Source organism: Gluconobacter sp. R75690 (assembly GCF_015244525.1).
Lineage (GTDB): Bacteria > Pseudomonadota > Alphaproteobacteria > Acetobacterales > Acetobacteraceae > Gluconobacter > Gluconobacter potus.
This window is the reverse complement of sequence record NZ_JABCQB010000010.1, coordinates 15,923-38,355: the sequence shown is the minus strand read 5'-3', so window position 1 is coordinate 38,355 and position 22,433 is coordinate 15,923. Positions and strand designations below refer to the sequence as shown.

25 protein-coding genes and 4 pseudogenes are annotated in these 22,433 nt (G+C 56.5%); 18 read left to right on the top strand and 11 right to left on the bottom strand.

Annotation, left to right across the window (positions count from 1 at the left end; genetic code table 11):
* Positions 1-21: 21 nt before the first annotated feature.
* Both HKD27_RS11960 and frmR read right to left on the bottom strand, forming a co-directional pair.
* Positions 22-1,131 carry an S-(hydroxymethyl)glutathione dehydrogenase/class III alcohol dehydrogenase gene (locus HKD27_RS11960; RefSeq protein WP_086654297.1) on the bottom strand — a complete coding sequence of 370 codons (1,110 nt, stop codon included), beginning with the start codon at positions 1,129-1,131 and terminating at the stop codon, positions 22-24.
* 40 nt (positions 1,132-1,171) lie between these two features.
* Positions 1,172-1,447 carry a formaldehyde-responsive transcriptional repressor FrmR gene (gene frmR / locus HKD27_RS11955; RefSeq protein WP_003626675.1) on the bottom strand — a complete coding sequence of 92 codons (276 nt, stop codon included), beginning with the start codon at positions 1,445-1,447 and terminating at the stop codon, positions 1,172-1,174.
* Between the two features lie 441 nt (positions 1,448-1,888).
* Between frmR and HKD27_RS11950 the strand changes: the two genes are divergently transcribed.
* From HKD27_RS11950 to HKD27_RS11940, 3 genes are all read left to right on the top strand, one after another.
* On the top strand, positions 1,889-2,461 hold the full coding sequence (locus HKD27_RS11950; RefSeq protein ID WP_194690071.1) for a hypothetical protein: 573 nt from the start codon (positions 1,889-1,891) through the stop codon (positions 2,459-2,461).
* Between the two features lie 182 nt (positions 2,462-2,643).
* Positions 2,644-3,723, top strand: a complete 1,080-nt coding sequence (locus HKD27_RS11945; RefSeq protein ID WP_194690072.1) for an IS5 family transposase — start codon at positions 2,644-2,646, stop codon at positions 3,721-3,723.
* A gap of 238 nt (positions 3,724-3,961) precedes the next feature.
* Complete coding sequence (locus tag HKD27_RS11940; protein ID WP_194690073.1) at positions 3,962-5,941, top strand: oleate hydratase; 1,980 nt, start codon at positions 3,962-3,964, stop codon at positions 5,939-5,941.
* Between the two features lie 39 nt (positions 5,942-5,980).
* Here HKD27_RS11940 and HKD27_RS11935 read toward each other — a convergent pair.
* The 6 genes and pseudogenes from HKD27_RS11935 to HKD27_RS11910 all read right to left on the bottom strand — a co-directional run.
* Positions 5,981-6,169: pseudogene (locus HKD27_RS11935) on the bottom strand (transposase); the annotation flags it as partial.
* Between the two features lie 26 nt (positions 6,170-6,195).
* Positions 6,196-7,346 (bottom strand): IS3 family transposase gene (locus HKD27_RS11930; protein ID WP_194690075.1). Its coding sequence is split into 2 segments (ribosomal slippage): positions 6,196-7,088 and positions 7,088-7,346, totalling 1,152 coding nucleotides; the frame shifts between segments, so codons are not numbered across the junction.
* 59 nt (positions 7,347-7,405) lie between these two features.
* A pseudogene (locus HKD27_RS11925) lies at positions 7,406-8,178 on the bottom strand (IS3 family transposase); the annotation flags it as partial.
* Positions 8,179-8,193: 15 nt separating this feature from the next.
* Positions 8,194-8,775: a hypothetical protein gene (locus HKD27_RS11920; RefSeq protein WP_194690076.1), complete on the bottom strand. Its 582-nt coding sequence runs from the start codon at positions 8,773-8,775 to the stop codon at positions 8,194-8,196.
* The gene (locus HKD27_RS11915; RefSeq protein ID WP_011251533.1) at positions 8,772-9,554 is read right to left on the bottom strand and encodes a hypothetical protein; all 783 of its coding nucleotides are present in this window, start codon (positions 9,552-9,554) and stop codon (positions 8,772-8,774) included. Before HKD27_RS11915 ends, HKD27_RS11920 begins: the two co-directional genes overlap by 4 nt.
* 87 nt (positions 9,555-9,641) lie before the next feature.
* A complete protein-coding gene (locus HKD27_RS11910; RefSeq protein ID WP_194690077.1) occupies positions 9,642-10,550 on the bottom strand; it encodes a hypothetical protein in 909 nt (302 codons plus the stop codon).
* 313 nt (positions 10,551-10,863) lie between these two features.
* Between HKD27_RS11910 and HKD27_RS11905 the strand changes: the two genes are divergently transcribed.
* The 4 genes and pseudogenes from HKD27_RS11905 to HKD27_RS16785 all read left to right on the top strand — a co-directional run.
* On the top strand, positions 10,864-11,100 hold the full coding sequence (locus tag HKD27_RS11905; RefSeq protein WP_228119361.1) for a BrnA antitoxin family protein: 237 nt from the start codon (positions 10,864-10,866) through the stop codon (positions 11,098-11,100).
* Positions 11,090-11,473: a type II toxin-antitoxin system PemK/MazF family toxin gene (locus HKD27_RS11900; RefSeq protein ID WP_194690078.1), complete on the top strand. Its 384-nt coding sequence runs from the start codon at positions 11,090-11,092 to the stop codon at positions 11,471-11,473. The genes HKD27_RS11905 and HKD27_RS11900 overlap by 11 nt, the downstream gene beginning before the upstream one ends.
* Positions 11,474-11,577: 104 nt before the next feature.
* Entirely contained in the window at positions 11,578-11,856 is a 279-nt protein-coding gene (locus HKD27_RS11895; protein ID WP_061928996.1) for a hypothetical protein, read from the top strand.
* Positions 11,853-12,284: pseudogene (locus HKD27_RS16785) on the top strand (relaxase domain-containing protein); the annotation flags it as partial. The gene HKD27_RS11895 and the pseudogene HKD27_RS16785, both read left to right, overlap by 4 nt.
* Positions 12,285-12,309: 25 nt before the next feature.
* On the opposite strand, the gene HKD27_RS16460 reads toward HKD27_RS16785, so the two are convergent.
* A complete protein-coding gene (locus HKD27_RS16460; RefSeq protein ID WP_228518585.1) occupies positions 12,310-12,963 on the bottom strand; it encodes a hypothetical protein in 654 nt (217 codons plus the stop codon).
* A gap of 14 nt (positions 12,964-12,977) precedes the next feature.
* Here HKD27_RS16460 and HKD27_RS11885 point away from each other — a divergent pair, with 14 nt between their 5' ends.
* The 9 genes from HKD27_RS11885 (at position 12,978) to HKD27_RS11845 (ending at position 20,669) form a co-directional block, all read left to right on the top strand.
* Positions 12,978-13,478, top strand: coding sequence for a transglycosylase SLT domain-containing protein (locus tag HKD27_RS11885; RefSeq protein WP_228518580.1), 501 nt, complete (start codon positions 12,978-12,980; stop codon positions 13,476-13,478).
* A 380-nt stretch (positions 13,479-13,858) separates the two neighbouring features.
* On the top strand, positions 13,859-15,223 hold the full coding sequence (gene repC, locus HKD27_RS11880; protein ID WP_194690080.1) for a replication initiation protein RepC: 1,365 nt from the start codon (positions 13,859-13,861) through the stop codon (positions 15,221-15,223).
* A 1-nt stretch (position 15,224) separates the two neighbouring features.
* Positions 15,225-16,586 (top strand): O-antigen ligase, encoded by a 1,362-nt coding sequence (locus tag HKD27_RS16455; protein ID WP_228518581.1) that lies wholly within the window; start codon positions 15,225-15,227, stop codon positions 16,584-16,586.
* A 237-nt stretch (positions 16,587-16,823) separates the two neighbouring features.
* Positions 16,824-17,669 carry a hypothetical protein gene (locus tag HKD27_RS11870; RefSeq protein ID WP_370544268.1) on the top strand — a complete coding sequence of 282 codons (846 nt, stop codon included), beginning with the start codon at positions 16,824-16,826 and terminating at the stop codon, positions 17,667-17,669.
* 108 nt (positions 17,670-17,777) lie between these two features.
* Entirely contained in the window at positions 17,778-18,389 is a 612-nt protein-coding gene (locus HKD27_RS11865; RefSeq protein ID WP_194690081.1) for a hypothetical protein, read from the top strand.
* A gap of 332 nt (positions 18,390-18,721) precedes the next feature.
* The gene (locus HKD27_RS11860) at positions 18,722-18,994 is read left to right on the top strand and encodes an antitoxin (protein WP_062493883.1); all 273 of its coding nucleotides are present in this window, start codon (positions 18,722-18,724) and stop codon (positions 18,992-18,994) included.
* Entirely contained in the window at positions 18,991-19,401 is a 411-nt protein-coding gene (locus HKD27_RS11855) for a type II toxin-antitoxin system VapC family toxin (protein ID WP_194690082.1), read from the top strand. Before HKD27_RS11860 ends, HKD27_RS11855 begins: the two co-directional genes overlap by 4 nt.
* Complete coding sequence (locus HKD27_RS11850) at positions 19,398-19,553, top strand: hypothetical protein (protein WP_194690083.1); 156 nt, start codon at positions 19,398-19,400, stop codon at positions 19,551-19,553. Before HKD27_RS11855 ends, HKD27_RS11850 begins: the two co-directional genes overlap by 4 nt.
* A gap of 36 nt (positions 19,554-19,589) precedes the next feature.
* Complete coding sequence (locus tag HKD27_RS11845) at positions 19,590-20,669, top strand: IS5 family transposase (RefSeq protein WP_194690084.1); 1,080 nt, start codon at positions 19,590-19,592, stop codon at positions 20,667-20,669.
* A gap of 310 nt (positions 20,670-20,979) precedes the next feature.
* Here the strand turns inward: HKD27_RS11845 and HKD27_RS11840 are convergent, their stop codons facing one another.
* Entirely contained in the window at positions 20,980-21,579 is a 600-nt protein-coding gene (locus tag HKD27_RS11840) for a DUF488 family protein (RefSeq protein ID WP_035366892.1), read from the bottom strand.
* Here HKD27_RS11840 and HKD27_RS11835 point away from each other — a divergent pair.
* Both HKD27_RS11835 and HKD27_RS11830 read left to right on the top strand, forming a co-directional pair.
* Complete coding sequence (locus HKD27_RS11835) at positions 21,578-21,793, top strand: DUF2945 domain-containing protein (RefSeq protein WP_061507197.1); 216 nt, start codon at positions 21,578-21,580, stop codon at positions 21,791-21,793. The genes HKD27_RS11840 and HKD27_RS11835 overlap by 2 nt on opposite strands.
* Before the next feature lie 136 nt (positions 21,794-21,929).
* A pseudogene (locus HKD27_RS11830) lies at positions 21,930-22,190 on the top strand (integrase core domain-containing protein); the annotation flags it as partial.
* On the opposite strand, the gene HKD27_RS16715 reads toward HKD27_RS11830, so the two are convergent.
* Positions 22,179-22,313: a hypothetical protein gene (locus HKD27_RS16715; RefSeq protein WP_304602345.1), complete on the bottom strand. Its 135-nt coding sequence runs from the start codon at positions 22,311-22,313 to the stop codon at positions 22,179-22,181. The pseudogene HKD27_RS11830 and the gene HKD27_RS16715 sit on opposite strands and share 12 nt — an antisense overlap.
* Positions 22,314-22,433 lie beyond the last annotated feature (120 nt).

Here is a 22,433-nt window from a genome sequence, read left to right as displayed (position 1 = left end):
TTGCGCCGCGAGACACAGACCTTAGAAATGAATGACGGAACGGATGGATTTTCCTTCATGCATCAGATCGAAGGCCGTATTGATATCTTCGAGCGGCATGGTGTGCGTTACGAAAGGCGCAAGCTCGATATCGCCGCGCATGGCGTCTTCGACCATTCCGGGAAGTTGGCTGCGCCCCTTGACACCACCAAAAGCCGTGCCGCGCCACGAACGACCCGTGACAAGCTGGAAGGGACGGGTTGATATCTCCTGACCAGCCCCAGCCACACCGATGACGATCGACTGCCCCCACCCACGATGGGCGGCTTCCAGCGCCGCGCGCATGACATTGACGTTGCCGATACATTCAAAGGTATGATCAATGCCCCAGCCGGTCATTTCCACCAGAACCTGTTGGATCGGTTTGTCATAGTCCTTCGGATTAAGGAACTCCGTGGCGCCGAACGCCCTGGCAAGTTCAAATTTTTCCGGATTGGTATCAATAGCGAAAATCCGGCCAGCCTTTGCTTGTCGCGCTCCCTGAATCACCGCTAGACCGATCCCGCCCAGTCCGAAGACGGCAACCGTATCTCCCGGCTGTACCTTGGCCGTGTTGTGTACCGCACCGATCCCGGTGGTGACGCCACATCCCAGCAAACAGACATGCTCTGGATTGGATGCGGAGTTGATTTTAGCCAAAGAAACCTCGGCGACAACCGTGTATTCGCTAAACGTCGAACACCCCATGTAATGATGGATCGGCTGACCTTTGTAGGAAAAACGCGTCGTACCATCCGGCATCACACCCTTACCCTGTGTGGCGCGCACTGAAATGCAGAGATTGGTTTTTCCAGACTTACAGAACAGACATTCACCACATTCAGCCGTGTAAAGCGGAATGACGTGGTCGCCGGGGGCAACGCTGGTCACCCCTTCCCCGACCTCGATCACAATTCCCGCGCCTTCGTGACCCAAAACGACCGGGAACAGTCCTTCGGGATCATCCCCTGACAGAGTAAACGCATCGGTGTGGCAGACACCCGTATGTGTGATCTGCACGAGCACCTCACCCGCACGAGGAGGCGCTACGTCGATCTCGACAATCTCAAGGGGCTTACCCGCCTCGAAAGCAACTGCGGCCCGTGATTTCATGATTTTTCTCCAAATAACCTGTCAGTCAGCGTCGTGAGCATTACCGGAGATAGGATCGAACGAGTGACACCACATTCTCGATCGAACCACTGGCAGCATCACGATCACCGGCGCATTCAACAAATTCTTCCCGCAGGTGGCTTTCAAGAACACCGGCCATTAATCCGTTGATCGCTCCTCGGATAGCCGCAACCTGTTGCAGTACCGGACCGCAATCAGCCCCCTTCTCCAGAGCCTGTTCCAGCGCATCAAGTTGCCCGCGAATACGGCGCACGCGGGTCAGAACGCGCTTTTTCTCAGCTGGTGTGTGCGGCACGAAACGTTTACTCCGAATATACTGCCCTTGAGTATTCTTTCATACTATGGGGCAGTATGACAAGGATACATACTATGGGGCAGTATGACAAGGATATAACGATGTGCTTGTCATATGATCCGATCAAAAGTCCGTATCGCTGAAATTTTCACCGTAACGTCCATTGGGGGACTGCCTGTGTCTTGGAATCATTCAATAGGTGTAATCAGTGAAATCCAGACAAGCTCTACAACGAGGCTTTGAAGCGCTGATGTCCGCTATTTGACAAATAATCTTGTGGTCCAAACGACCGAGATGAGGCGACTGCCGCCTGTCTGCTTTGTTTTTTCTGAGTCGACAGACGATCAATGTAGTCTTCCTCCACCTCTTGCTGGCGCTATTTACCCAGCCCATATTCCTGCCGTCGTCCGACACTGCTTAACAGACACGGAGGATTCCAAAATGCATTTTTCTCGTATGTTTCAGGCTGGCGTCTTTGTTGCTACACTGGCCTGCGGCGCGGCTGCCCTGCCTGCGCAGGCTCAGGATACGTTGCGCGTCGTTGATGCACGGGGACACCAGGTCGGTATCCTGGTCCCAGTCCAGGGCATCGCGACGACAGCGGCACTGCCTGATATCGACATGTTCGACGCCGTTAATCGCATGATGGCACGCAATATGGCTCTCATGGAGGCGGTCGATCGGACATTGGGCTCGCGGCTGGGCGGTGCCCTGCGCGCCGTTCCGGCTGTTAGTCATGATCTCCCGAAACAGAGCATGTCCTGGCAGCGTTTCGAGGCGGTCAGCACCGGTGGACCCATCGCCTGTACGCAGACGATCACGATCACATCAGACGGTCAGGCGGCGCCAATCGTTCATGTGTCACGCACCGGAAGCAACGCCTGTGCGGCGCTCGCTGCGCAGATGGCAGTTGACAATCTCGGAGATCAAAAGGCTGGTTCGACGGCTCTGACGCCCGCCGTCGAGACGCTGACGGAAGACCCGACGAACGGACACGCTGGAAGCGCTCTGTAAGACAGGTGGTGGCCGGAAAACCCTGGGCCACCATTATAGAAGGAAAATATATTGATTTTCTGCGATCATCGCTATGATATTTGACTAATATAAACACCTCCATGGAGGGTTCTAAAAACCTCTTGGTATTGAGGCCTACGCTGTGATTCCATTTTTCTGGTTCTGGTTGGAGGAATGGCGCTATGAAACAGGCGGGATTTTTTGACGTTGAAGAGCGGCTTGCTCGGTTAAGCGGTCTTGGCGACCAGCTCGAAGCGTTTTCCCGGACTGTGGATTTTGAGGTGTTCCGCCCGGAACTGGACAAAGCACTGGCCTATTCAGACGGGAGCAAAGGCGGGCGTCCGCCGTTTGATCCGGTGCTGATGTTCAAGATCCTGGTGATCCAGACGTTGAACAATCTGTCCGATGAACGGACGGAATACCTGATTAACGACCGTCTCTCCTTCATGCGCTTTTTAGGTCTGGGGCTGTCGGAGCGTGTACCTGATGCCAGAACGGTATGGCTGTTTCGAGAGCGTCTGACCCAGGCTGGTGCGATTGGTGGTCTGTTCAATCGCTTTGACGCAACCCTGCGTAACGCTGGTTATCTGCCGATGTCAGGCCAGATCCTGGATGCCACGCTGGTAGCGGCTCCGAAGCAGCGCAATACCAATGCGGAGAAGGCGGATCTGCGTGAAGGACGGATCCCTCAGGACTGGCAGGACAAGCCGTCAAAGCTGTCCCACAAGGACAGGCATGCGCGCTGGACCCTGAAGTTCACGAAAGCGAAGCGACAGGAGGACGGGAGTATCCCTGCAACAGATCTGGCCATCCCGTTCTTTGGCTATAAATCGCACATCTCCATCGACCGGAAATTTCGGCTGATCCGCAAATGGAAGACGACAGATGCCGCCGCCAGTGATGGCGCGCGATTGAGGGAGGGCCTGCTTGATAAAAGCAATACAGCTTCAACGGTCTGGGCAGACACAGCCTACCGCTCAAAAGCCAATGAGGACTTCATGGAAAAGCAGGGCTTTGTCTCGAAGGTTCACAGGAAAAAGCCGCATCTCAAGCCTATGCCACGCCATATCCAGAGATCCAACGCAGGAAAGTCCGTTATCCGGTCGCGTGTCGAGCATGTCTTTGCCGATCAGAAATCACAGACGGGGCTGTTCGTCCGAACCGTAGGCATAACGCGGGCCACCATGAGGGTCGGGCTGGCCAATATCGTCTATAATATGCGCCGCTTTCTCCTTCTGGAGCGGATTAACGCCGCCGCGTAGCAATCCAGAGCAGGAAACCATCGCTCTGCTCAAAACCCAGAGTAAAAGTTAGACCAGGGAAGCAGCAGTCAACACGCTAAAAACCTGAAATCAGGCACAAGAGAAGTCAATCAAAGGTTTTTCGAACCCTCCAATTGCATCGAAACGGAATATCATTTGATATCTGAATATCAGATGATATCGTCATCCGTGCGGATAGTGCGATGACCGACTGTCGTGCCAGAATAAAGGGATTGTCATGAGTGATAATGTATCCTCAGGCTCAGAAAGCCCGACCAGAGCCTTCACTGTCGAAACCGATGCAACGGCGACCTATTGGCGTAAGGGACCGCAGGACACGTTGCCTCCACCTGACATGATGGGGCCATATATGCGCAATCATCCTGTGCCGGTTGAGGCGGTGGATGGCCGCAAGGCATGGATCATTGGCAGCGGCATTGCCGGGCTTGCCGCCGCATTCTACATGATCCGTGATGGCAGGATGAAAGGTGAAGACATCACCATCCTCGACACGATGGACATTGCCGGCGGGTCACTGGACGGCGCGGGTAACGCCGAAGAGGGCTATATCGTTCGCGGCGGCCGGGAGATGAACTGGAACTACGACAATTTCTGGGATCTGTTCCAGGATGTTCCAGCCCTTGAACTCCCTGCGGGCTTTAGTGTTCTCGATGAATATCGGCAGGTCAACGATAATGACCCCAATTACTCCAAATCCCGCCTCATGCACCAACAGGGGAAAATTCGTGATTTCGCGACTCTGGGCCTCAGAAAATCGCATCAGTGGGAACTGATCCGCCTCTTGCTCAGGCGCAAGGAAGACCTCGATGACATCACGATAGAGGCGTATTTCAGCGAAAGCTTCTTCGAGACGAATTTCTGGTACCTGTGGCGATCGATGTTCGCTTTCGAGAACTGGCAGAGCCTGCTGGAAATGAAACTGTACATGCATCGCTTCCTGGATGCGATCGACGGGATGGCGGACATGTCGACGCTCGTTTTCCCGAAATACAATCAGTATGACAGCTTCGTCGTCCCCCTGGCACGTCTGTTGCAGGACAAGGGCGTGAAGATCCAGTTCAACACGCGCGTTCATGATGTCGATCTTCAGATACGCGGGGACGAAAAGACCGTAACCGGACTGCGGGCCATGGTCGATGGACAGGAAACCACCATACCTGTTCATCCGAATGATCTGGTTTTTGCCCTGACCGGCTCCATGACGGAAGGCACGGCCTATGGTGACATGGACACGGTGCCAGTTCTGGAACGTGGCCTTCATGAGCCCGGGGAAGAGAGCGACTGGACGCTGTGGCGCAATCTGGCCCGGAAATCTCCTGTCTTTGGTCGGCCGGATAAGTTCTATGGTGATGTCAAAGGCTCAATGTGGGAGTCCGCGACACTGACCTGTCGGCCGTCACCTTTTGTCGATAAACTGAAGGAGCTCTCGGTCAACGATCCCTATTCGGGCAAGACCGTAACGGGCGGTGTCATCACCTTCACCGACTCAAACTGGGTGCTCAGTTTCACCTGCAATCGTCAGCCACATTTTCCGACCCAGCCTGATGATGTGCTGGTGATCTGGGTCTATGCTCTTCTGATGGACAAGGAAGGCAATTATGTGAAGAAGCCGATGCCCGCCTGTACCGGTCGGGAAATTCTGTCTGAACTCTGCTACCATCTCGGAATAGTGGAGCAACTGGACGCCATTGCGCTGAACACGAAGGTTCGTCTGGCGTTGATGCCTTATATTACAGCACAGTTCATGCCGCGCGCTGCTGGAGACCGGCCGCATGTCGTTCCCGAGGGCTGCACGAACCTTGGTCTGCTTGGTCAGTTCGTAGAGACCAGCAACGACATTATTTTTACAATGGAAAGCTCGGTCCGTACGGCGCGTATCGCGGTCTATACGTTGCTTAAACTACCAAAACAGGTTCCGGATATCAGTCCGACGCAGTATGATATCCGGACAATATTCAAAGCGGGCAGAGCGATCAATAATGGGGAACCATTCCCTGGTGAGCGGTTGTTGCACCGCCTTCTTGATAAAACCTATTTCTCTCATATCCTGCCACCTCTACCGAAGAAAGAAGAGGCAGATGGCGATGATTTTGGAAACGATCTGTCCGGCTTGTTTGGAAAGGGGAGTGAGGCCCTGCACAAAGTAACAGACTGGCTGGAAAAATTTCGCGCTAATCTGGGGTGGAAACGAACATAAAGGTAGGTCTCCGTAGCGGGAGGACAATAGGTCGTGTCGTCAGTTAATTCCGATGATGGCGGAGACGAGTTGCACTGCTGCGAGGAATGTTGACTTCAGCTTGTCGTAGCGTGTTGCAATGCCTCTGAACTGCTTCAGCCTGGAAAAGAAGCGTTCAATGATGTTTCTATTTTTGTAGAGCTGAAAGCTGATTTTTCGTGGATTGCATCGGTTTTTCCTTGAAGGGATTGACGTGCCCCCTTTTTTGTATCCACTCAAAAGGAGAGTTCCCGTTTTTTATGGCTTTGGGTTGATGGGATGACAAGTGTCTCGGGGGCATGCCCCCGAAACACTTGTCTGGCGACCTGATCCGGTGTCCTGCCACCCAGCTGGGAATGGGGGCGCACCGTATTGTAGTCTTCCCGCCAGTCAGCCAGAACCTGTCGGGCATGGCTGAGAGACGTGAACAGCGTCTCGTTGAGGCATTCATCCCTCAACCGGCCGTTGAAACTTTCGACAAAGCCGTTCTGTTGCGGTTTCCCGGGGGCGATATAGTGCCATTCAACCTTCATCTCATCGGCCCATTTCAGGATGGCATGGGATGTGAACTCCGTACCGTTGTCGCTGACAATCATGAGGGGTTTGCCATATCGTTCCACCAGGGCCGTCAGTTCCCGCGCCACACGTCCACCTGACAATGACGTGTCGGCAACCAATGCCAGGTTCTTGCGACTGAAATCGTCGATAACAGCCAGAATGCGGAACCGGCGGCCACAAGTCAGGGCATCCGAGACAAAATCCAGGCTCCAGCGCTGCCCGGGTTCCTGAGGGATGGTCATGGGAGAACGCGTCCCCAGTGCCCTCTTGCGGCCACCCCGATGGCGGACTTTCAGCCCTTCCTCCTGATAAAGGCGGAACAGCTTCTTGTGATTGGGGCTGAATCCTTCCCGCGCCAGAAGATAACCCAGGCGGCGATAGCCAAAGCGGCGTCGTTGGTCCGCCAGTTCCCGTAGGCGCTGGCGCAGGGCAGCATCGTCCGCTCCTGTAGAAACATACCGCGCGACACGCCTGGCAACACCAACAAGCGCACAGGCTCGGCGTTCACTCAGGGCCAGAGCTTCCTGAATGTGTCGGACCGCCTGCCGTTTCGCGACAGGCGTTACCACTTTTTTCCAACGATCTCCTTCAGCGCCGCATTATCCAGCATGGCATCCGCCAGAAGACGTTTCAGGCGGCTGTTTTCATCTTCCAGCGCCTTCAGCCGTTTGGCCTCGGATACCTCAAGGCCACCATAACGGGTCTTCCATTTGTAGAAGGTCGCGTCACTGATCCCGTGCTTACGGCAAAGATCAGAGACCTTCAGCCCGGATTCCTGTTCCTTCAGGAGCCCTATGATCTGCTCTTCCGTAAAACGACTGCGCTTCATCCGTCCGTATCCTTCTCGATCGGACTCTACTTTTAAATGGTTACATTTCCGGGGGGCACGTCAATCGTGTTCGACAGACGCCAGGACAGCACCTTGCGCGTGAACCAGTCCATGATCGCCACGAGATAGAGAAATCCCCGTTTCATGGGAATATATGTGATATCGGAACACCAGACCTGGTTAGGTCGATCAATGACCAGATCCCGCAGCAGATATGGATATTTCCGATGCTCCGGATGGGGCACACTCGTGCGTGGCTTCTGGTAGATCGCCCGCAGACCCATGATCGCCATGAGCCGGCGGACGCGTTTGCGCCCCACTTCATGTCCCAGGCGGCGCAGATGCCATGTCATCTGCCGCGAGCCATAATACGGCGTTTCCAGGAACTGGGCGTCGATCAGCCGCATCAACTCCAGATTGGCCTCACTCTGTGGCACAGACCGATAGTAGACGCCCGACCGGTTGAGTCGCAGCAGCGTGCATTGCCGGATTATCGGCAGACGCGCTCGTTTCGGGTCGATCATCTGCCGCCTCTGATCACGCCCAACCGAGCAGAGGCATCGCGTAAAAAATCCCGTTCCACGAGAAGCTCGCCTATCTTCGCGTGCAGTTTCTCCACATCAGCAGGGCTGACCGGGGGCTCAGACGCCGCCTTCCCGGAAAAGGTTGCCGCCATCCCCTCGATCGCCTGCCGTTTCCACTGGGCGATCATCGTCTGATGCACCCCATGTTTCGAAACCAGTTCCGCCAGCGTCAGTTCCCCACGGATCGCTTCCAGGGCAACCCGTGATTTGAACTCCGCCGCATACCTTTTGCGCGTAACCTTGCCCATAAAACCCGTCCTCTCTCAGGTCGGATTATAGCTTATCGTCCTGTCCGAAAAATGGGGACCGCCTCTGTAACCGGATGCAAAGCCGAGCCCTATCAGCATCGCCCCAGCCAGTGTCATCCGCACATAGGCGCGCCATCGCGCTTCTTTGAAAAACTGACGCTCATGCACCGGGATCTCGGTCCGTAACTGAGTGAACACCTTGTCGCGCAGCTCGGACGTAACGCCAGAGACGATCCGTCCAAGTGTGGCTTGCAATTCGCGGTCTCGAAACAGTTCCTGTCTCTCGACATTTCGCTCCGCGACTTCGCCAAGCTTTTCGACCTGCCTGCGACTTTCGATGAACTGGTCCCGCAGGGTGCTCTGTTCCTGCTTGGCCATCTCGATAATGTCGCGGGCTTCTGATCTGAACTCCTGCATCTCAGTCGCGCACGATATGGCAACCTGCGCAAAGGCATCCATGGTGGCACGGGTGGCGGAAATCCACTTACCGAATGGAGAATATTGGTCCATCCCTTCCAGTCGGGCAGCCTCCTCCATTTCGCGACCCGCGTCTCGCAACGCAAGCAGCGTCGAATGAGGCGTTTCAGTGTCACTCATGGGAGCCAGCTTTCAATCTTTTCAGCTGCGATGTTGCTTTGAATCAGGTCAAACCAGCGTTTGACCTGTGCACGGCGCAACACGTCGAACGGTGTTCCGCAAGGACGTGGTGCACTTTCCATGACCTCTTGGAAAGACAGGCCACTTTCAATGATAGCGGGCAGGACGCTTAGTCTCGGGATTCTCAGATAACGGACCTCGCAATCTCGCATCTGCTCGAAAAGTGGCTCCTCAATGAGACGAGCAAACGCACGATCCGGATCGTGTCCCACGGGCACCGTCCAGTCGTTGAATACCAACAGAGCTCGCTTCGGACGGAAGAGTTCGCTTTCCCAAAGGCGTTTGATGTAATCGATATCTCCGGGCTGGGGCCCGCACATGAACAGGCCGGTGACTTCGAGACCAATAGTCTCCGCCAGAGCGATAATTCCTTCTTCTTTCGCCCAGAGTTCAAGTGTCCGATCCCCGCCACCGACATCGACAAGAAGAGACCTTTTTTGCTCGGCAGCCGTTCCGAATGCCTCTGAGAACCACTCGCGTAACACCCCAGCATCCTCGTTCTTGGGGCGTGTGAGACCATAACGCTCATAGATCGATTTGAACGCAGAGAGTCCGGGATTGCGTGCGTCACCGTCGGCAAGAAGAGGCGGGCGCCCCTGCATGATGGCAATTTCCGCGAGCGCCGCCTCAGCCGTAGATCCTCCCAGATTACCGCGGCCTGCTTTCACCGTCGCAGACGGGTTGCGGGGTAACTTAGACGGGATAGGCTTTTCACTCATGACAGGTCCTTACTTTCAATGCCTTCTCCTTTTCAGAGAGAAGAGACCTTCAGTATGAGGACGGCGTTTGTGAGTGCGAACAGGGGGCTAGTACAGCGTCTTCATCTGATCACGTGCACGCATCAACAATCCTCTCAGGATCAGTGATCGATCTTCATGTGGGATAGCCTCCACCATCGGAATACACGCTTTTGCCCAGTCTCGATCTCTCTCAAAAAACGAGCGTCGAGGCAGTCCCGGTAACGCTTCATAGTCGATGCGACCATCAGGCTGACGCCCTGTCGCATCGAGGGGCATGAGGGCGTCGAGCGGCAGATACTCCGGCATTCCATCGGGCCGAGGACCAACATAAGGCGGCGGAAGCGGTTTGTCTCTGTCCGCACCATAGCGGGGGGCCTGTGTGAGCATCGTCACATGGTTAGCGATCTGGCCGATTTTAACACGCGGCTGGGTGGCGGTCTCTAAGGAGGCAGGCTGGGACTGCGCGGTCTCGACGACCTCGGCAGGTGCCGTCGGCTGAATGCTGGCCTGATCTGGGGCCACCTTGGGTCTGCGCTGTGCCTCATACCCTGCGATCCGCTCACGGCGCTTCCTGTTAAGGCGCTCTTCGTTATCGGCCTCGGTCATGAGAGCAAGGATCTCTTCATCCGAGGGGCCGGTCAGTGCCCGTTCAGTCGAAACGACTGCGGGGGATGCGGATCCATCGCGTAACCGTCGATCGGCCTCTGCCTTCGCCGCAGTGATGCGCTCTTTGACGCGATACCATTCGACTCTCAAACCATTAGGTGTAGGAGCACGGCCTTGCTGGGTTCGCAGACCGTCGCGAGCGAGGTGCTCTGCAAGGGTTGACCACTTCAAGGCTCGCCGTCCGGTGGCTTTGAGCAACGTCTCGAAATTCTCTGTCAGCCACATCACCACATCAGAGCGTGTCTGGCGTCTGGCGCAGGTCTCCAGATAGCTGCCCGCTGTCTGACCTGAAAACACTGCTGCGCTCATGGACCTCACTCCTGACCCGTCCTCGCCTGTCTAACACCATCGGTTTTTCGTAGCAAGGCCGATGCCTAACCGAAGCGTAACCGCAGCACTGACGTAGCATTAGTGTAGCATTAAAGAAGAGGGTTTTTCTTTTTCCATACACAAATGCAAACTTTCAGTTTGCGCTCCGCGCCACCCTGCGGGTGTTGCATCCGGCGGGGCCGGGGCGGGCCGAGGCCGAAGTCCTCTCGGCGCATTCTGCCCTGCCAAATATGTTGTTTTGCACTACGGAATTGCGCTACGTTAATGACGTTCTGAACGTATGGAGTTCGTCATGGCATCCCCCCTTTCGATCCGTCTGGACGAGCGGTTGCGCACTGACCTGGAGCAGGAAGCAACGGCACGCGGTATCCCTCTGAGCCAGCTCATTCGTGATCTGCTGGAGACAGGGGCAAAGAGTGCACGCCGCGACCGTATCCGCAGAGATAGTGCGCGTGTTGCCCGCTACGTCGCTGCGACGCCTTCCGCCCGGGCGCTTTTTGAAGAGGCTGGTGGAACTCATGGTTCCTGATCGGCCGGTCGCCATGGCAGCGATCTTCTCGCCGGGAGAAATTGTGCTGGCAGACTGGCGTGGAGACGCGCTGCCGAAGGAGCCCAACAAGCGTCGGCCGGCTGTTGTTGTCGAAGACGACCTCTTTCCGCCTGAGTGGCCAAACGTGATGCTCGTGCCGCTGACCGACGATGAGAACCTCGTCATTCCGGATCTGGCGGTACGGATCGACCCAACGGCTGATAACGGCTGCACTAAACCCTGTTGGGCGGTCAGTGCTCTGCTCACCACCACTTCCAAGCAACGTGTCACCGTGACAGGCAGCAAGGTGAGAACCGATCAGCTTGCTGCCATCAGACGTCAGATTGCGCTCCTGGTGGGATGCGACGGCTAGGCAGATAGTCTCTGAGACGATGTGAGCTCGGAGCGACAGTTTCTGTCGGCGAGCACTCACAACCACCTCGAGCAAAATGTCTCCTTTGCCTACGGAGACGATGCATGCCAGACGAAAACGTATTTGACCTCCCGCAACCGGTAGATCGCGAAGCGCCGTTTCAGCTCCTCGTTTTGCAACGGCTGGATCAGATCGGGGAGACGCTCGCCCAAATCCACCAGATGGTCAGCCCTCCAGAGAAAGCAGAAGAAGGCGAGGGCCTGGTCGAGGTCGTCGCGCGCATGGCCCAGGCCATGGAACAGCAGGGTGCTGCCCTTGAGACAATCTCGGCGCAGCTTGGCCGGCTCGAGGCTTCAACCTTCTCTGCGCCGGCTGGAAGATGATTACTTACCGGAAGATCTCTGCGGCAGGTGCCGGCAAGCTGATCGTCGCCTATCTGAGAGAAAATCAGCCCGAGCCGGCGAAGGATGCCCGCTTTGAACGGGAACGGAGTGATCCGACCCGTGAAAACGGTGACCGGCTGACAACCTATTATACCGGACGTGATGGGCGCGGAATGTGGTCCCCAGATATGAGCCCCCGGATCGCTGATGCGCTAGGCATTGACGTCATGAAGGTGCCGACAGACCAGGCGCTGGCCAATCTGTTCGAAGCGAAGCGTGCTGACACGGGTGAGAAATGGGCCAACACCGGCCGGAAACGTGAGCACTCAGCCATCGACTTCACAGCGTCCCCCGATAAATCAGTGACGCTTGCCGCTGAATTTGCGTCGACGGCTGCCGAGCGGGCTCTCATCTGGAGCGCAATTCACAAGGCCAACGACAAGGCTATGGCGTTTATTGCCAAAGAGGTTGAGCGGCAGAGAGATTCAGCATCAGGCTGGCGCCCGCCGTGTCTGAGGTCGCGTGGCCTGGAACAGCGTGACCAAGAGCATCGATCTGGTTCCACAGTGCAGCCATGTCATGCGGTTTTGCAGACAGCATCTGTTGCGCAGCCGGCGTACTGGCCCCCTTGTTCTCATGATCGTTGATCGAGACCGGGACGATCGCAAGCTGTAGCCGGCCGGAAGCAACAGCAGGCTTCAGGGCCGCGTAGGCACGGGTCGAGAACGGACACAGCGGATCAATGAACATATAGACGCGGGGTGCCGTGTCCTGTCCTTCAAGCCCGAAGGCAACCGCTTTCACGCGCTCAACAGGATCCACTGCAGGATGTGCAGTCGTTGCTGATGCTGCGCCCGGCCTTGAGCCCGGGCTCGAGCCAGAGGGATTCCATTGCACGGTTGGGATTGTACCCGGGATCGATGAGACCTGGTCGCGCGTGATGTTATGACCGGTCGCATCCCACATGACCCCTCCGATTTCGGCCAGATGATCGGGTGTGAGGTAAAAGACACGGAACTGCGTGCCGCTCCGAGCAAAGACGGCCTCAAGACCGTGCTCGGATTTCAGCCGATAGAGTTGTGCGCCCTGGCTCGCAAGGCGGGTCAAGGCAGGTGACGCTGATGGCACAGACCTATGGTGCGGACGCGGTGGCTGCGGCGCAGGCGGCCGGGATCAATCCGGACACGCTGGCAGCGTTCGGGCAGATCGAGAGCCATTTCCAGAATGTCGGGAATACGTCCTCTAGCGCACAGGGGGTGTGGCAGGTCACGGACGGCACCTGGAACCAGTATGCCTCGGAACTCGGTCTGAGCGCGGCCGACCGGTCCGATCCCGTGGCCCGGGCCAAGGTGGCGAGCGCCATCATCAGCGATTACGCGTCCGCCGTGAGTCGCTCGACAGGGGCTCCGGCCACCGGAACGCAGGTGTATGGCGCCTACATGTTCGGCACCAAAGCCGGCGCCGGCATTGCAACCGAATCAAATGCGAGTACGCCACTCAGCCAGTATGTCTCCGCCAGGACGCTCGCGGCCAACAACATGAGTGGCTGGACGGTGGGGCAGTACCAGCAGACGGTGGCCAGCCGTATGGGCAGCGGCGCTTCGGAGGCCGTCACAAGTTGAAAATAGCGCGCCAAAATGGACACACTAAACGCCCGTTTTTACTCAATTTTTTCGCTGTCAGCGCGCTTTCGAGGTTGTTACAGCGCCCGAACGGAGGCACGATGCCCGGATGTCTGGAAACGTCCTTGTGGGCGGCGCCAGCGAGTCGATCCAGAGGACCCCCGATGACGTAGCGCCCACAAACCAAAAACCCCGCCTCCTCCGATCGCCAAATCGGAAGAGCCAGGGCTCCAGGCAAAACACGCGTTAGGTGATGAAAAATCGTTAAAATCATCTAGCGTCAGCTCTTTTCGAAACGCAAGCACTAAATTGCGAACGGGAGCGTTTTGTCTGGTGTCCGGCCGTGAGGTGGTTCCTTCACCCCCAGACCGGACCGATCAATGGAGCATTCTGCACAGACGCAGAGGGCGCAGGCCCCGTGCACACGGCGTGGCCGACGCCGGATCAGTGAGGCCATGCTGGCCGCACGCGACGAACTGACCACCCCCGTCCCGGCCGAACCCGGCAAACGGGATATGCTGAACATGCTGAAATCCCTCCGCGGTGTCCTGCCCGTCAGCCGGGGAGCAGCCTCGACGCTGATCATCATGGTGGAGAAGACCTCTCCGGACGCCTGGACGGCGCTTGAGACGCCTTTCATCTACGCGCACAACACGACGCTTATGTCCTGGACAGGGTTATCCCGCAGCACGCTGCAGAGGCACATCCGGGAACTGGCCGAAGCCAGGCTTCTGGTGCCTCAGGACGGCCGCAACGGACAGCGTGGTCGGCGGTGGCAGGCTGAGGACGGGCAGACGCAGGTTGGCTTCAATCTGGCGTCTCTGCGTTACCGCTGGCCGGATCTTCTGGAGTTAAGCGCAGAACAGCGGCGACTGCGTAAGCGTGTGTCCTTTCTACGCGACAGCATTGCAAGCGTGAACGATACGGTGCGGGCTCAGGCGGAAACTCTTGGATTGGAGCCCATCCTTGAACAGGCAGTGGCGATTATGCGTAGCCGTCTGAGGACAGTACAGATTGAGCCGCTCGAAAATCTGTATCGCGAGATGCTGGCCCTCTCAGCTGCTCTGACCGAGCAGCTGAGAGGGCCAGACATACGCCCTGATCACGCTCCTGTGGAAAACGACGCTTTTTCAACGTCGTATCCAGCAGAAATGAGGCCCATGGGTCCTCAAAACGGGGCCCACTATACAGATACTAAAAACATTCAATCTTCTAAAAAAGTAGATCACGTAGCCGCCGATGGCGGCATTCGCATTGAACACATGCGGTGTGAAGGGCCGAGTTCCGGAACCGACCGTTCGAGCGTGTATGACCGGACAGCGTTGCGCGGGTTCAAGGGGACAGCGACGTTCTATCTCGAAATCTGCAGCAGTCTGCGGGATTTCTGTTCCACCGGTCGGCCGAGTGCCGAGCAGCTGATCGAGGCCGCTGAGTATCTGTCAGGGCAGGTGGGTGTAACCTGTCATGCCTGGTCGCAGGCTTGCGTCGTCCTTGGGAGACTGCAGGCGGCTGTCGCCGTGATTGTCATGGCGTCACGACTGGAGCGGGGTGCTGTCATCCGGTTCCGGGATGCCTATTTCCGCGCCCTGATCGAACGCGGGGCACGAAACACCCTGTTCCTTGATCGCAGCCTGTATGCACTGCGGGATCATCGCACCCGGGAAGTGGGCATGCTGGCCGAGGCCGGTGTGTCACTGGCCGCCGTGGGCGTGCAAACCGCAAAAACCCGGGCGGCGTGGATCTGACATGGGTCATGTTGAAAAGCCCACTCTTCTGCGCATTCTGGATCGTCTCGGGGCACTGGCCACTCTGCTTCTGCCGCTGTTTCTGGTGCATTGGCGCGGTATCGCCGAGGGCTGTCTGGATGGGCTGGCCGTCGGATTTCTGCTTCGGAGCGTCCTGACCCGCGAGTGGTCCTGGTGTCGTCAGGGCTTCGTCTGGCCGGCCCTTGTCTGGTGGGGATGGCTGGTCCTGTGTTCCCTGCCACGTCAGGCGCCAGTTCCGGCCGAGGCAACCGCCAGCCTCACCCAGGCACTGCTGGCCATCCGCTTTCCGGTCGCGGCGTTTGCTCTGGCGTTCTGGACGTTGCAGGATCCCCGGACCCGGATATGGTGTCGCCGTCTGGTGATTGCCTGCGTACTGTATCTGGGAGCGCAAATGCTGCTTCAGGCGGTCACGGGCCATAACCTGTTTGGCAATCCGCGGTTTGGTGATGGGACACTCACCGGACCTTACGACAAGCCACGCGTGTCTGCGCCTTTTGCACTGTTGGGTCTTCCGGCTGCCCTGTTTGTGGGGGCGCTGTTGGGACAGCGGGCAACACGCTCCTGGCAAAAAACGCTTCTGACGGGCGCGGTTCTTCTGCCGGTTCTCGGATTGCTGGTACTGGCTGGCCAGCGGATGTCCCTGGCGACATTTCTTCTCGGCACTGCGGTCTGTGCCGTGGTGCTCCCGACCCTGCGGCGTTCTGCGCTCGTGCTTCTGGTCGCCTGTCCGGCTCTGATTGGACTTCTGGCTTTCGTGTCTCCGGACGCTTTCGGGCATCTGGTGACAAAGACGCACAGCCAGCTCGCCCACTTCGCCAGCTCTCCGTATGGGCAGATCTACAATCGTGCGGCCGTGATGATCGAAGCGCATCCGGTCATGGGGTTAGGGGACGATGCGTTCCGGCACTACTGTCGTTCTGAGGTGTTTCTCAAGCCCGGTCCGAGCCATCTGCGACCGGATGGAGGCGGGGTGGCTGTCTGTGTTCAGCACACCCATAATCATGTGCTCGAAGCCGCCACCAACAGTGGATTTCCGGGAGCCATTCTGTTCATTGCGATGATCGGGAGCTGGTGGCGTGTTCTGGGACGAACCGCCAGACGGCAGGTCGGTCTTTCCGCAGCGGAGATTGCCTGGCGTGTCGGCCTCTTCGGGGCCGCTGTTCTGCATGAGTGGCCTCTGTCGTCGCAGAGCGCTTTCCTGAACATGCCGCTTGGCGGGATTGCCTTTCTGCTTCTGGGGGCAAGGCTGGCAGAAGCCGTCAGAGATCTGAAGGCGGATCGCCCTGACGTCGAAGAGACTGCTCGCGGCGCTTTAACTCTTTCTCAACGGCCTCGCGAATAAACTCCGCCATGCCCCCCTGTCCGACAAGACGGACGATCCGCTCTCGCGCGGAGGAATTCAGGCGCACGGATGTGAGTTTGATATCGAGTGGTGGTCTTCCCATGAACCCTCGCTACACGGCAGGGGGGCACAGTGTCAATTGGATAATAACCGAAATCGCTTATTGACGAATAAGAGCAATCGGTTATTACTTTTCCTAACGCAACATACTGTGTCCCCGTTTGTCAGGCGGGGACCGTGATCGACAGGTCCGTCATGACACTGAAAGCCATTTCAAAAACACTTTTCTCCAGCTCTGCCCTACTGCTTCTGGCCGCCTGCAGCAGCGGGATGCCTGCGCCTGAGCCCGTGCTGCTCAGTCAGTTCAACCAGAATACGGACCGTTTTGGCGTTGTCAGCACGGTCGGTAAGGCTGAGGGCACGATCCAGAAGAACGGTCGGTCCTGCGATATCTACAAGATTTACACGACCGGCCTGACGGCTGGCGGCCGTGCAGCCATGAAGGCGGGTGAAGTTGTCACCAGTGTTGCGACCCTGGGGTTGGCGCAGGTCATCTGGGCACCGGTAAAGGCTGGAACCCGTCCGCAGTTGCATACGGTTCTGTTCTGCTTTGGCAGTAACGACAAGCTTGTCGACATCTATGACAAGGATCCGACGGATTCCACCGGTCCCGACCATCTGATCATTAACCGCACGGCTTACAGCACGCCTGTTGTCGCAGCACCGGCTACACCGTCTCTGCAGGCGGAGGTGACAGCACAGCCTGGTCAGCCTGTGAGCGTCACACCGGTTGCTGTTGCGCCTGCGCCTGTTGGGGCTGCGGCGCCCCCTCCGGGGGCGCCGACCACGACGGCCGATGGCGCACCAATCATCTATGAAAAAGCCGTTGCACCGAAGGCGGCGGAAGCCGCTGGTGCGATCAGCCTGGATAACATGGCGCAGGAAGCGACGACCGGGCTGCAGCAGGTTCAGACGGGCAAGGCCAAGGTTCAGGCGGATGCAACGGCAGACGATCTGAACTCAATCAGCTCGCAAAAGGCTGTGGCCGCCAATCAGGCGGTGCTGTCGGGCAAAGCCAAGTAAGCATTTTCAAGCACGTGCTGAGCCACGGTGATGATGAGCATGTTGGGAAACGGGTGTTTCCCAACTCTATGCCCAACTGATGTCGTGTAGCGAACAGGGAATACAGCCGTGAATGATACGGAAACAGAGGTGCAGCGTGCGTTGGAGATCACAATATATGGTGTCGTGCTCCACGTTCTTCTTGATAACGTGGATGCCGTCATGGAGGCTGAGCCTGACGAAGGCATGCCAGAAAATTTGTTAACTCTGCTGTCTCTTCGAAATCAGCCTTTCATGCTTCACGCGGTGCTGGACAATTATATCCTGAGCAAGCTTGGAAGAGAGTTTGGAGCGCCAGTAAGCGCGGACGAGGTGCTCTCGATCGCAGAAGAAAATGATCCATATTTTGGCACGTTACTTGCCGCCGCTGCCGGTTCAGACATCATCGCACATCCTGATCCGTCCGCTACGCCATACTCGAACGCTCGGGTATCAGTACTGGTTGGAGGACGCGGTATGACTGATCAGGCGATTCTCACCGCTCCCGAGGAAGCATCACTCAAGGCCCATTATATCTTGGCGTTAGAGCGTTTCGTCGATGAGACGAACGCGATCCACAAGGCGGTAGAGGCGGACTTGTGCTGGTTTCCGGATATGCTTGCTCTTGCCGAAAGGGCCAGCGTGATTGCCCAGGATCTGGAGAGAAAACCAGCTGATCCCTTCGAGCAGTTCGATGTCTGAGAACAACCTGTTCGAGTCCCGATCTACAAGTATAGCCTGTGCATTTATGGACAGCCGTTTCACGGCCGCTCGCGTCCTGCTGGACAGCCCTTCAGGCTGACCACAGGCGCGGCTCTGCCCACAACTCCACAGGTTCAACACCAGAAAAGCCCTTTTATTTTCGGAAAATAACGGTCGAGGTGGTTCACATTCCTACCGTCTGTCGTGCTGAGCGTGGGTTTTCGAATGGCCCTTCACCGCTCGCTTGATCAAGAAAGACCTGCCCCTCTCAATTCTTGACCCTCAGGAGAAAACGGCATATACAATATGGCATATACAAGCAGGAGGCAGCCATGCCGGTCCCAGAAATTCCCCCGCGCCCACGGGAAGTAAAACTCTTTCGGAATAATCGCAGCCAGGCAGTACGTATTCCGGTCGAATTTGAACTACCGGGAGACCGCGCGCTTATCCGACGCGACGGGGAGAGGCTGGTTATTGAGCCCGTCAAAGCTCCATCTTCGCTTAGCGAACTCCTCGCAGCATGGCGAGAGGAGCCCCCTCTGGCACCCGACGACGACTTCCCTGAAGTTCTTGACGTAGCTGCCAAGCCAGAAGATATCCTGTGAGCGCCTATCTTCTTGATACAAATATTATTAGCGATCTTGTCCGCAACCCCTCTGGGTCGGCAGCAAAGCGTATCGAACAGCTTGATCCGGGCGACCTATGTACCAGCATCATTGTAGCCGCGGAGCTGCGATATGGATGTGCAAAAAAGGGCTCTCCAAAACTCCTGGCCCGCGTTGAAAGCGTGCTGGCTTTTGTACCGGTATTACCACTCGATATTCCGGCCGATGGCGAATACGGGGGCATCCGCGCCGAACTCGAAGCAGCAGGGCAACCAATCGGCATGAATGATTTGTTGATCGCAGCCCATGCATACACTCTACAAGTCACTTTGGTGACGAACAATGTCCGCGAGTTCAGCCGCATAAGAGGGCTGAAGGTCGAAAACTGGTTGGAAGACGCGGTATGACTGACAACGAAACGACCGACGAAATCGATATGCTGGATGTCCTCAAGGGAAGGTTTGGCGCGGGCCAAGGCGTAATCACCTTGTCACGGGACATGAGCGACGCACAGATGGAGGGTTCGAAAAACCCCCTGGTATTGAGGTCTGCTCTGTGATTCCATTTCCCCTTAGTTGATTGGGGATGATGAAAGATGAAGCAGCCGGGTTTCTTTGACGTTGAAGAGCGGCTTGCCCGCTTGAGCGGGCTTGGTGATCAGCTCGAAGCATTTTCCCGGACTGTGGATTTTGAAGTCTTCCGCCCTGACCTGGAGAAGGCTCTGGCGTATTCTGACGGCAGCAAAGGCGGACGACCGCCATTTGATCCTGTGCTGATGTTCAAAATTCTGGTGATCCAGACGCTCAACAATTTGTCTGATGAGCGGACGGAATATCTGATCAACGATCGCCTCTCCTTTATGCGTTTCCTTGGTCTGGGACTTTCAGATCGGGTGCCGGATGCCAAAACGGTCTGGCTGTTTCGCGAGCGTCTGACCCAGGCGGGTGCGATCGATGGGCTGTTCAACCGCTTTGATGCCACCCTGCGCAACGCCGGGTATTTACCGATGTCAGGCCAGATCCTGGATGCCACACTGGTAGCTGCTCCAAAGCAGCGGAACACCAACGCAGAGAAAGCCGATCTTCGGGAAGGACGTATTCCTGAAGACTGGCAGGACAAACCCGCAAAGCTGTCGCACAAGGATCGTCATGCGCGCTGGACACTGAAGTTCACGAAGGCGAAGCGGCAGGATGATGGAACCATGCCCTCCAGCGATCTCGCCATCCCGTTCTTTGGCTATAAATCGCATGTTTCCATCGATCGGAAATACCGGTTCATCCGGAAATGGAAAACAACGCATGCCGCCGCCAGTGATGGCGCGCGATTGAGAGAGGGGCTGCTGGATAAAACCAATACGGCCTCAACGGTCTGGGCTGACACGGCCTATCGCTCAAAAGCGAATGAGGACTTCATGGAGGAGCAGGGCTTTGTCTCGAAGGTTCACAGGAAAAAGCCGCATCTCAAGCCTATGCCCAGGCATATCCAGAAATCCAACGCCGGAAAGTCCGTTATCCGGTCGCGTGTCGAGCATGTCTTTGCTGATCAGAAATCACAGACCGGGCTGTTCGTCCGAACCGTCGGCATAACGCGGGCCACCATGAGGATCGGGTTGGCCAATATCGTCTATAATATGCGCCGCTTCCTCTTCCTGGAGCGGATCAGCGCGAATGCATAGCAATCCAGCGGGGGGCAGCACTCAATCTGCTCAAAACGCAGATCGAAAACGAACCCAAAAGTAGTCAATCAAATCGCCAAAAACCTGAAATCACCAGCCAAGCGTATCAATCAAGGGTTCTTCGATCCCTCCAGGTCGCAACACAATGGCTCGGGACATATAACCATGACAGACCCAACATGGGGAACAGCGGGCTAACCCCCGCCCAGAAACTAAAAACAGCTGCCTGAATTCTCATTCAATGCCCCACTAAAAATGGGGGGATTACCAATTTTTCGAGATCGTTTGTTTTTATGCCTACATTTTACCTTCAGCCTCTGGAAGTGTTTATTTGTGGGTAAGTAATATGACGGCTACTATCAATAATCGCAGATTCAGTAAGGTGCGCGGGAACGGCATCCGTCATGGACAGAATATGAAAGACTGTCACCCCGTGGGCCAGAAGATAGTCAGTAACGATGCGCCTGTGACAGCGCCACCAGAGCACCTCCGCGCACATGATCGCAACAGTTGCCTGCTGTCCCGCCTCGATAAGCCGGGCAAGACCTCGGTGAAAATCTTCTCCAAGCGCATAATCCGCATAATTATGAAAACTCTGAACACGCCAGAATGCGTTGGTCTCCGCAGGCATCGTCTTCGACCGTGGCCGTCGTCCACCAAGCTCTGGAAAATGACTATATCCGATCCCCTGTGCCGCCAGTTCCGGCTGGAGACTGGTGCCATCATAGTCTCGATTACGCCGGGAATACGGAAAAGCCCTCACATCCGCGATCAGTGTCACGCCATAATGACGCAAAAGCGCGATAAAATCAGATAGCGCAAGCGTGGAATGCCCAATGGTGTAGAATGGATGACAAGAAGATGATCTTGCCTCCCCTGCGAGGTTCACATTGGATACGGAGTTTTCCATGCCGTCACAAACTTTCCAGATCGGAGACATCGTATCTTGGAACTCGGAAGCGGGATACGTCAGTGGACGGATCAAAGCCATTCATACGGCGCCCTTTCTGGTCAACGGCTATCAGCATCACGCGACGGCAGAACACCCTCAATATGAAATAGAAAGCCTTAAAACCAGTCATATCGCCTTTCACAAAGGCACGGCCCTTACACTTGCTGAGTGACTGGATCATCTCCTGAGCCAGCATCATGTCTGGGCCGCAATATCCATCAATGTAGAGACAGACGGATTGGCTGAGGTGATCGGAGCACAGAGCACCACATCCAGCGTCGGGGTGACAGACGTGAGTGTCGCAATAAGCCTCTCATGACACTTCTGTCGGCAGTGTTGGGGATTCCTATGATAACGCCCTGGCAGAGACCATTAACGGGCTCTACAAAACCGAACTCATCTATCGGCAGGGGCCATGGAAAAACAGGGAAACTGTTGAACTGGCAACACTTAAATGGGTCGACTGGTTCAATAATCGGCGGCTCCTGTCCTCCATTGGAAACATCCCGCCAGCAGAAGCTGAGGCACGCTTTTATGCACAACAGAAATCACATGCATTAGCCGCTTAAATCAGATAAAAAACGTCTCCACAAAACCCGGGGCAATTCAGTATCGATCAGCGTCATGCCCAAATCGACACCTGCGCGTAGTGCGGCAATCTCATCGGATCGCCGCTCGGCACGCTCGCCCATCTTCCAGGTGCCCTGACCCATCGAAGGAACGACGTCCCCGCCCGGTAGCGTCACGCATCTCATATGCTTTCGCTCCCTTTAATATTCTCGGCTACTCGTTGAAGGTACGCCGATATGTCG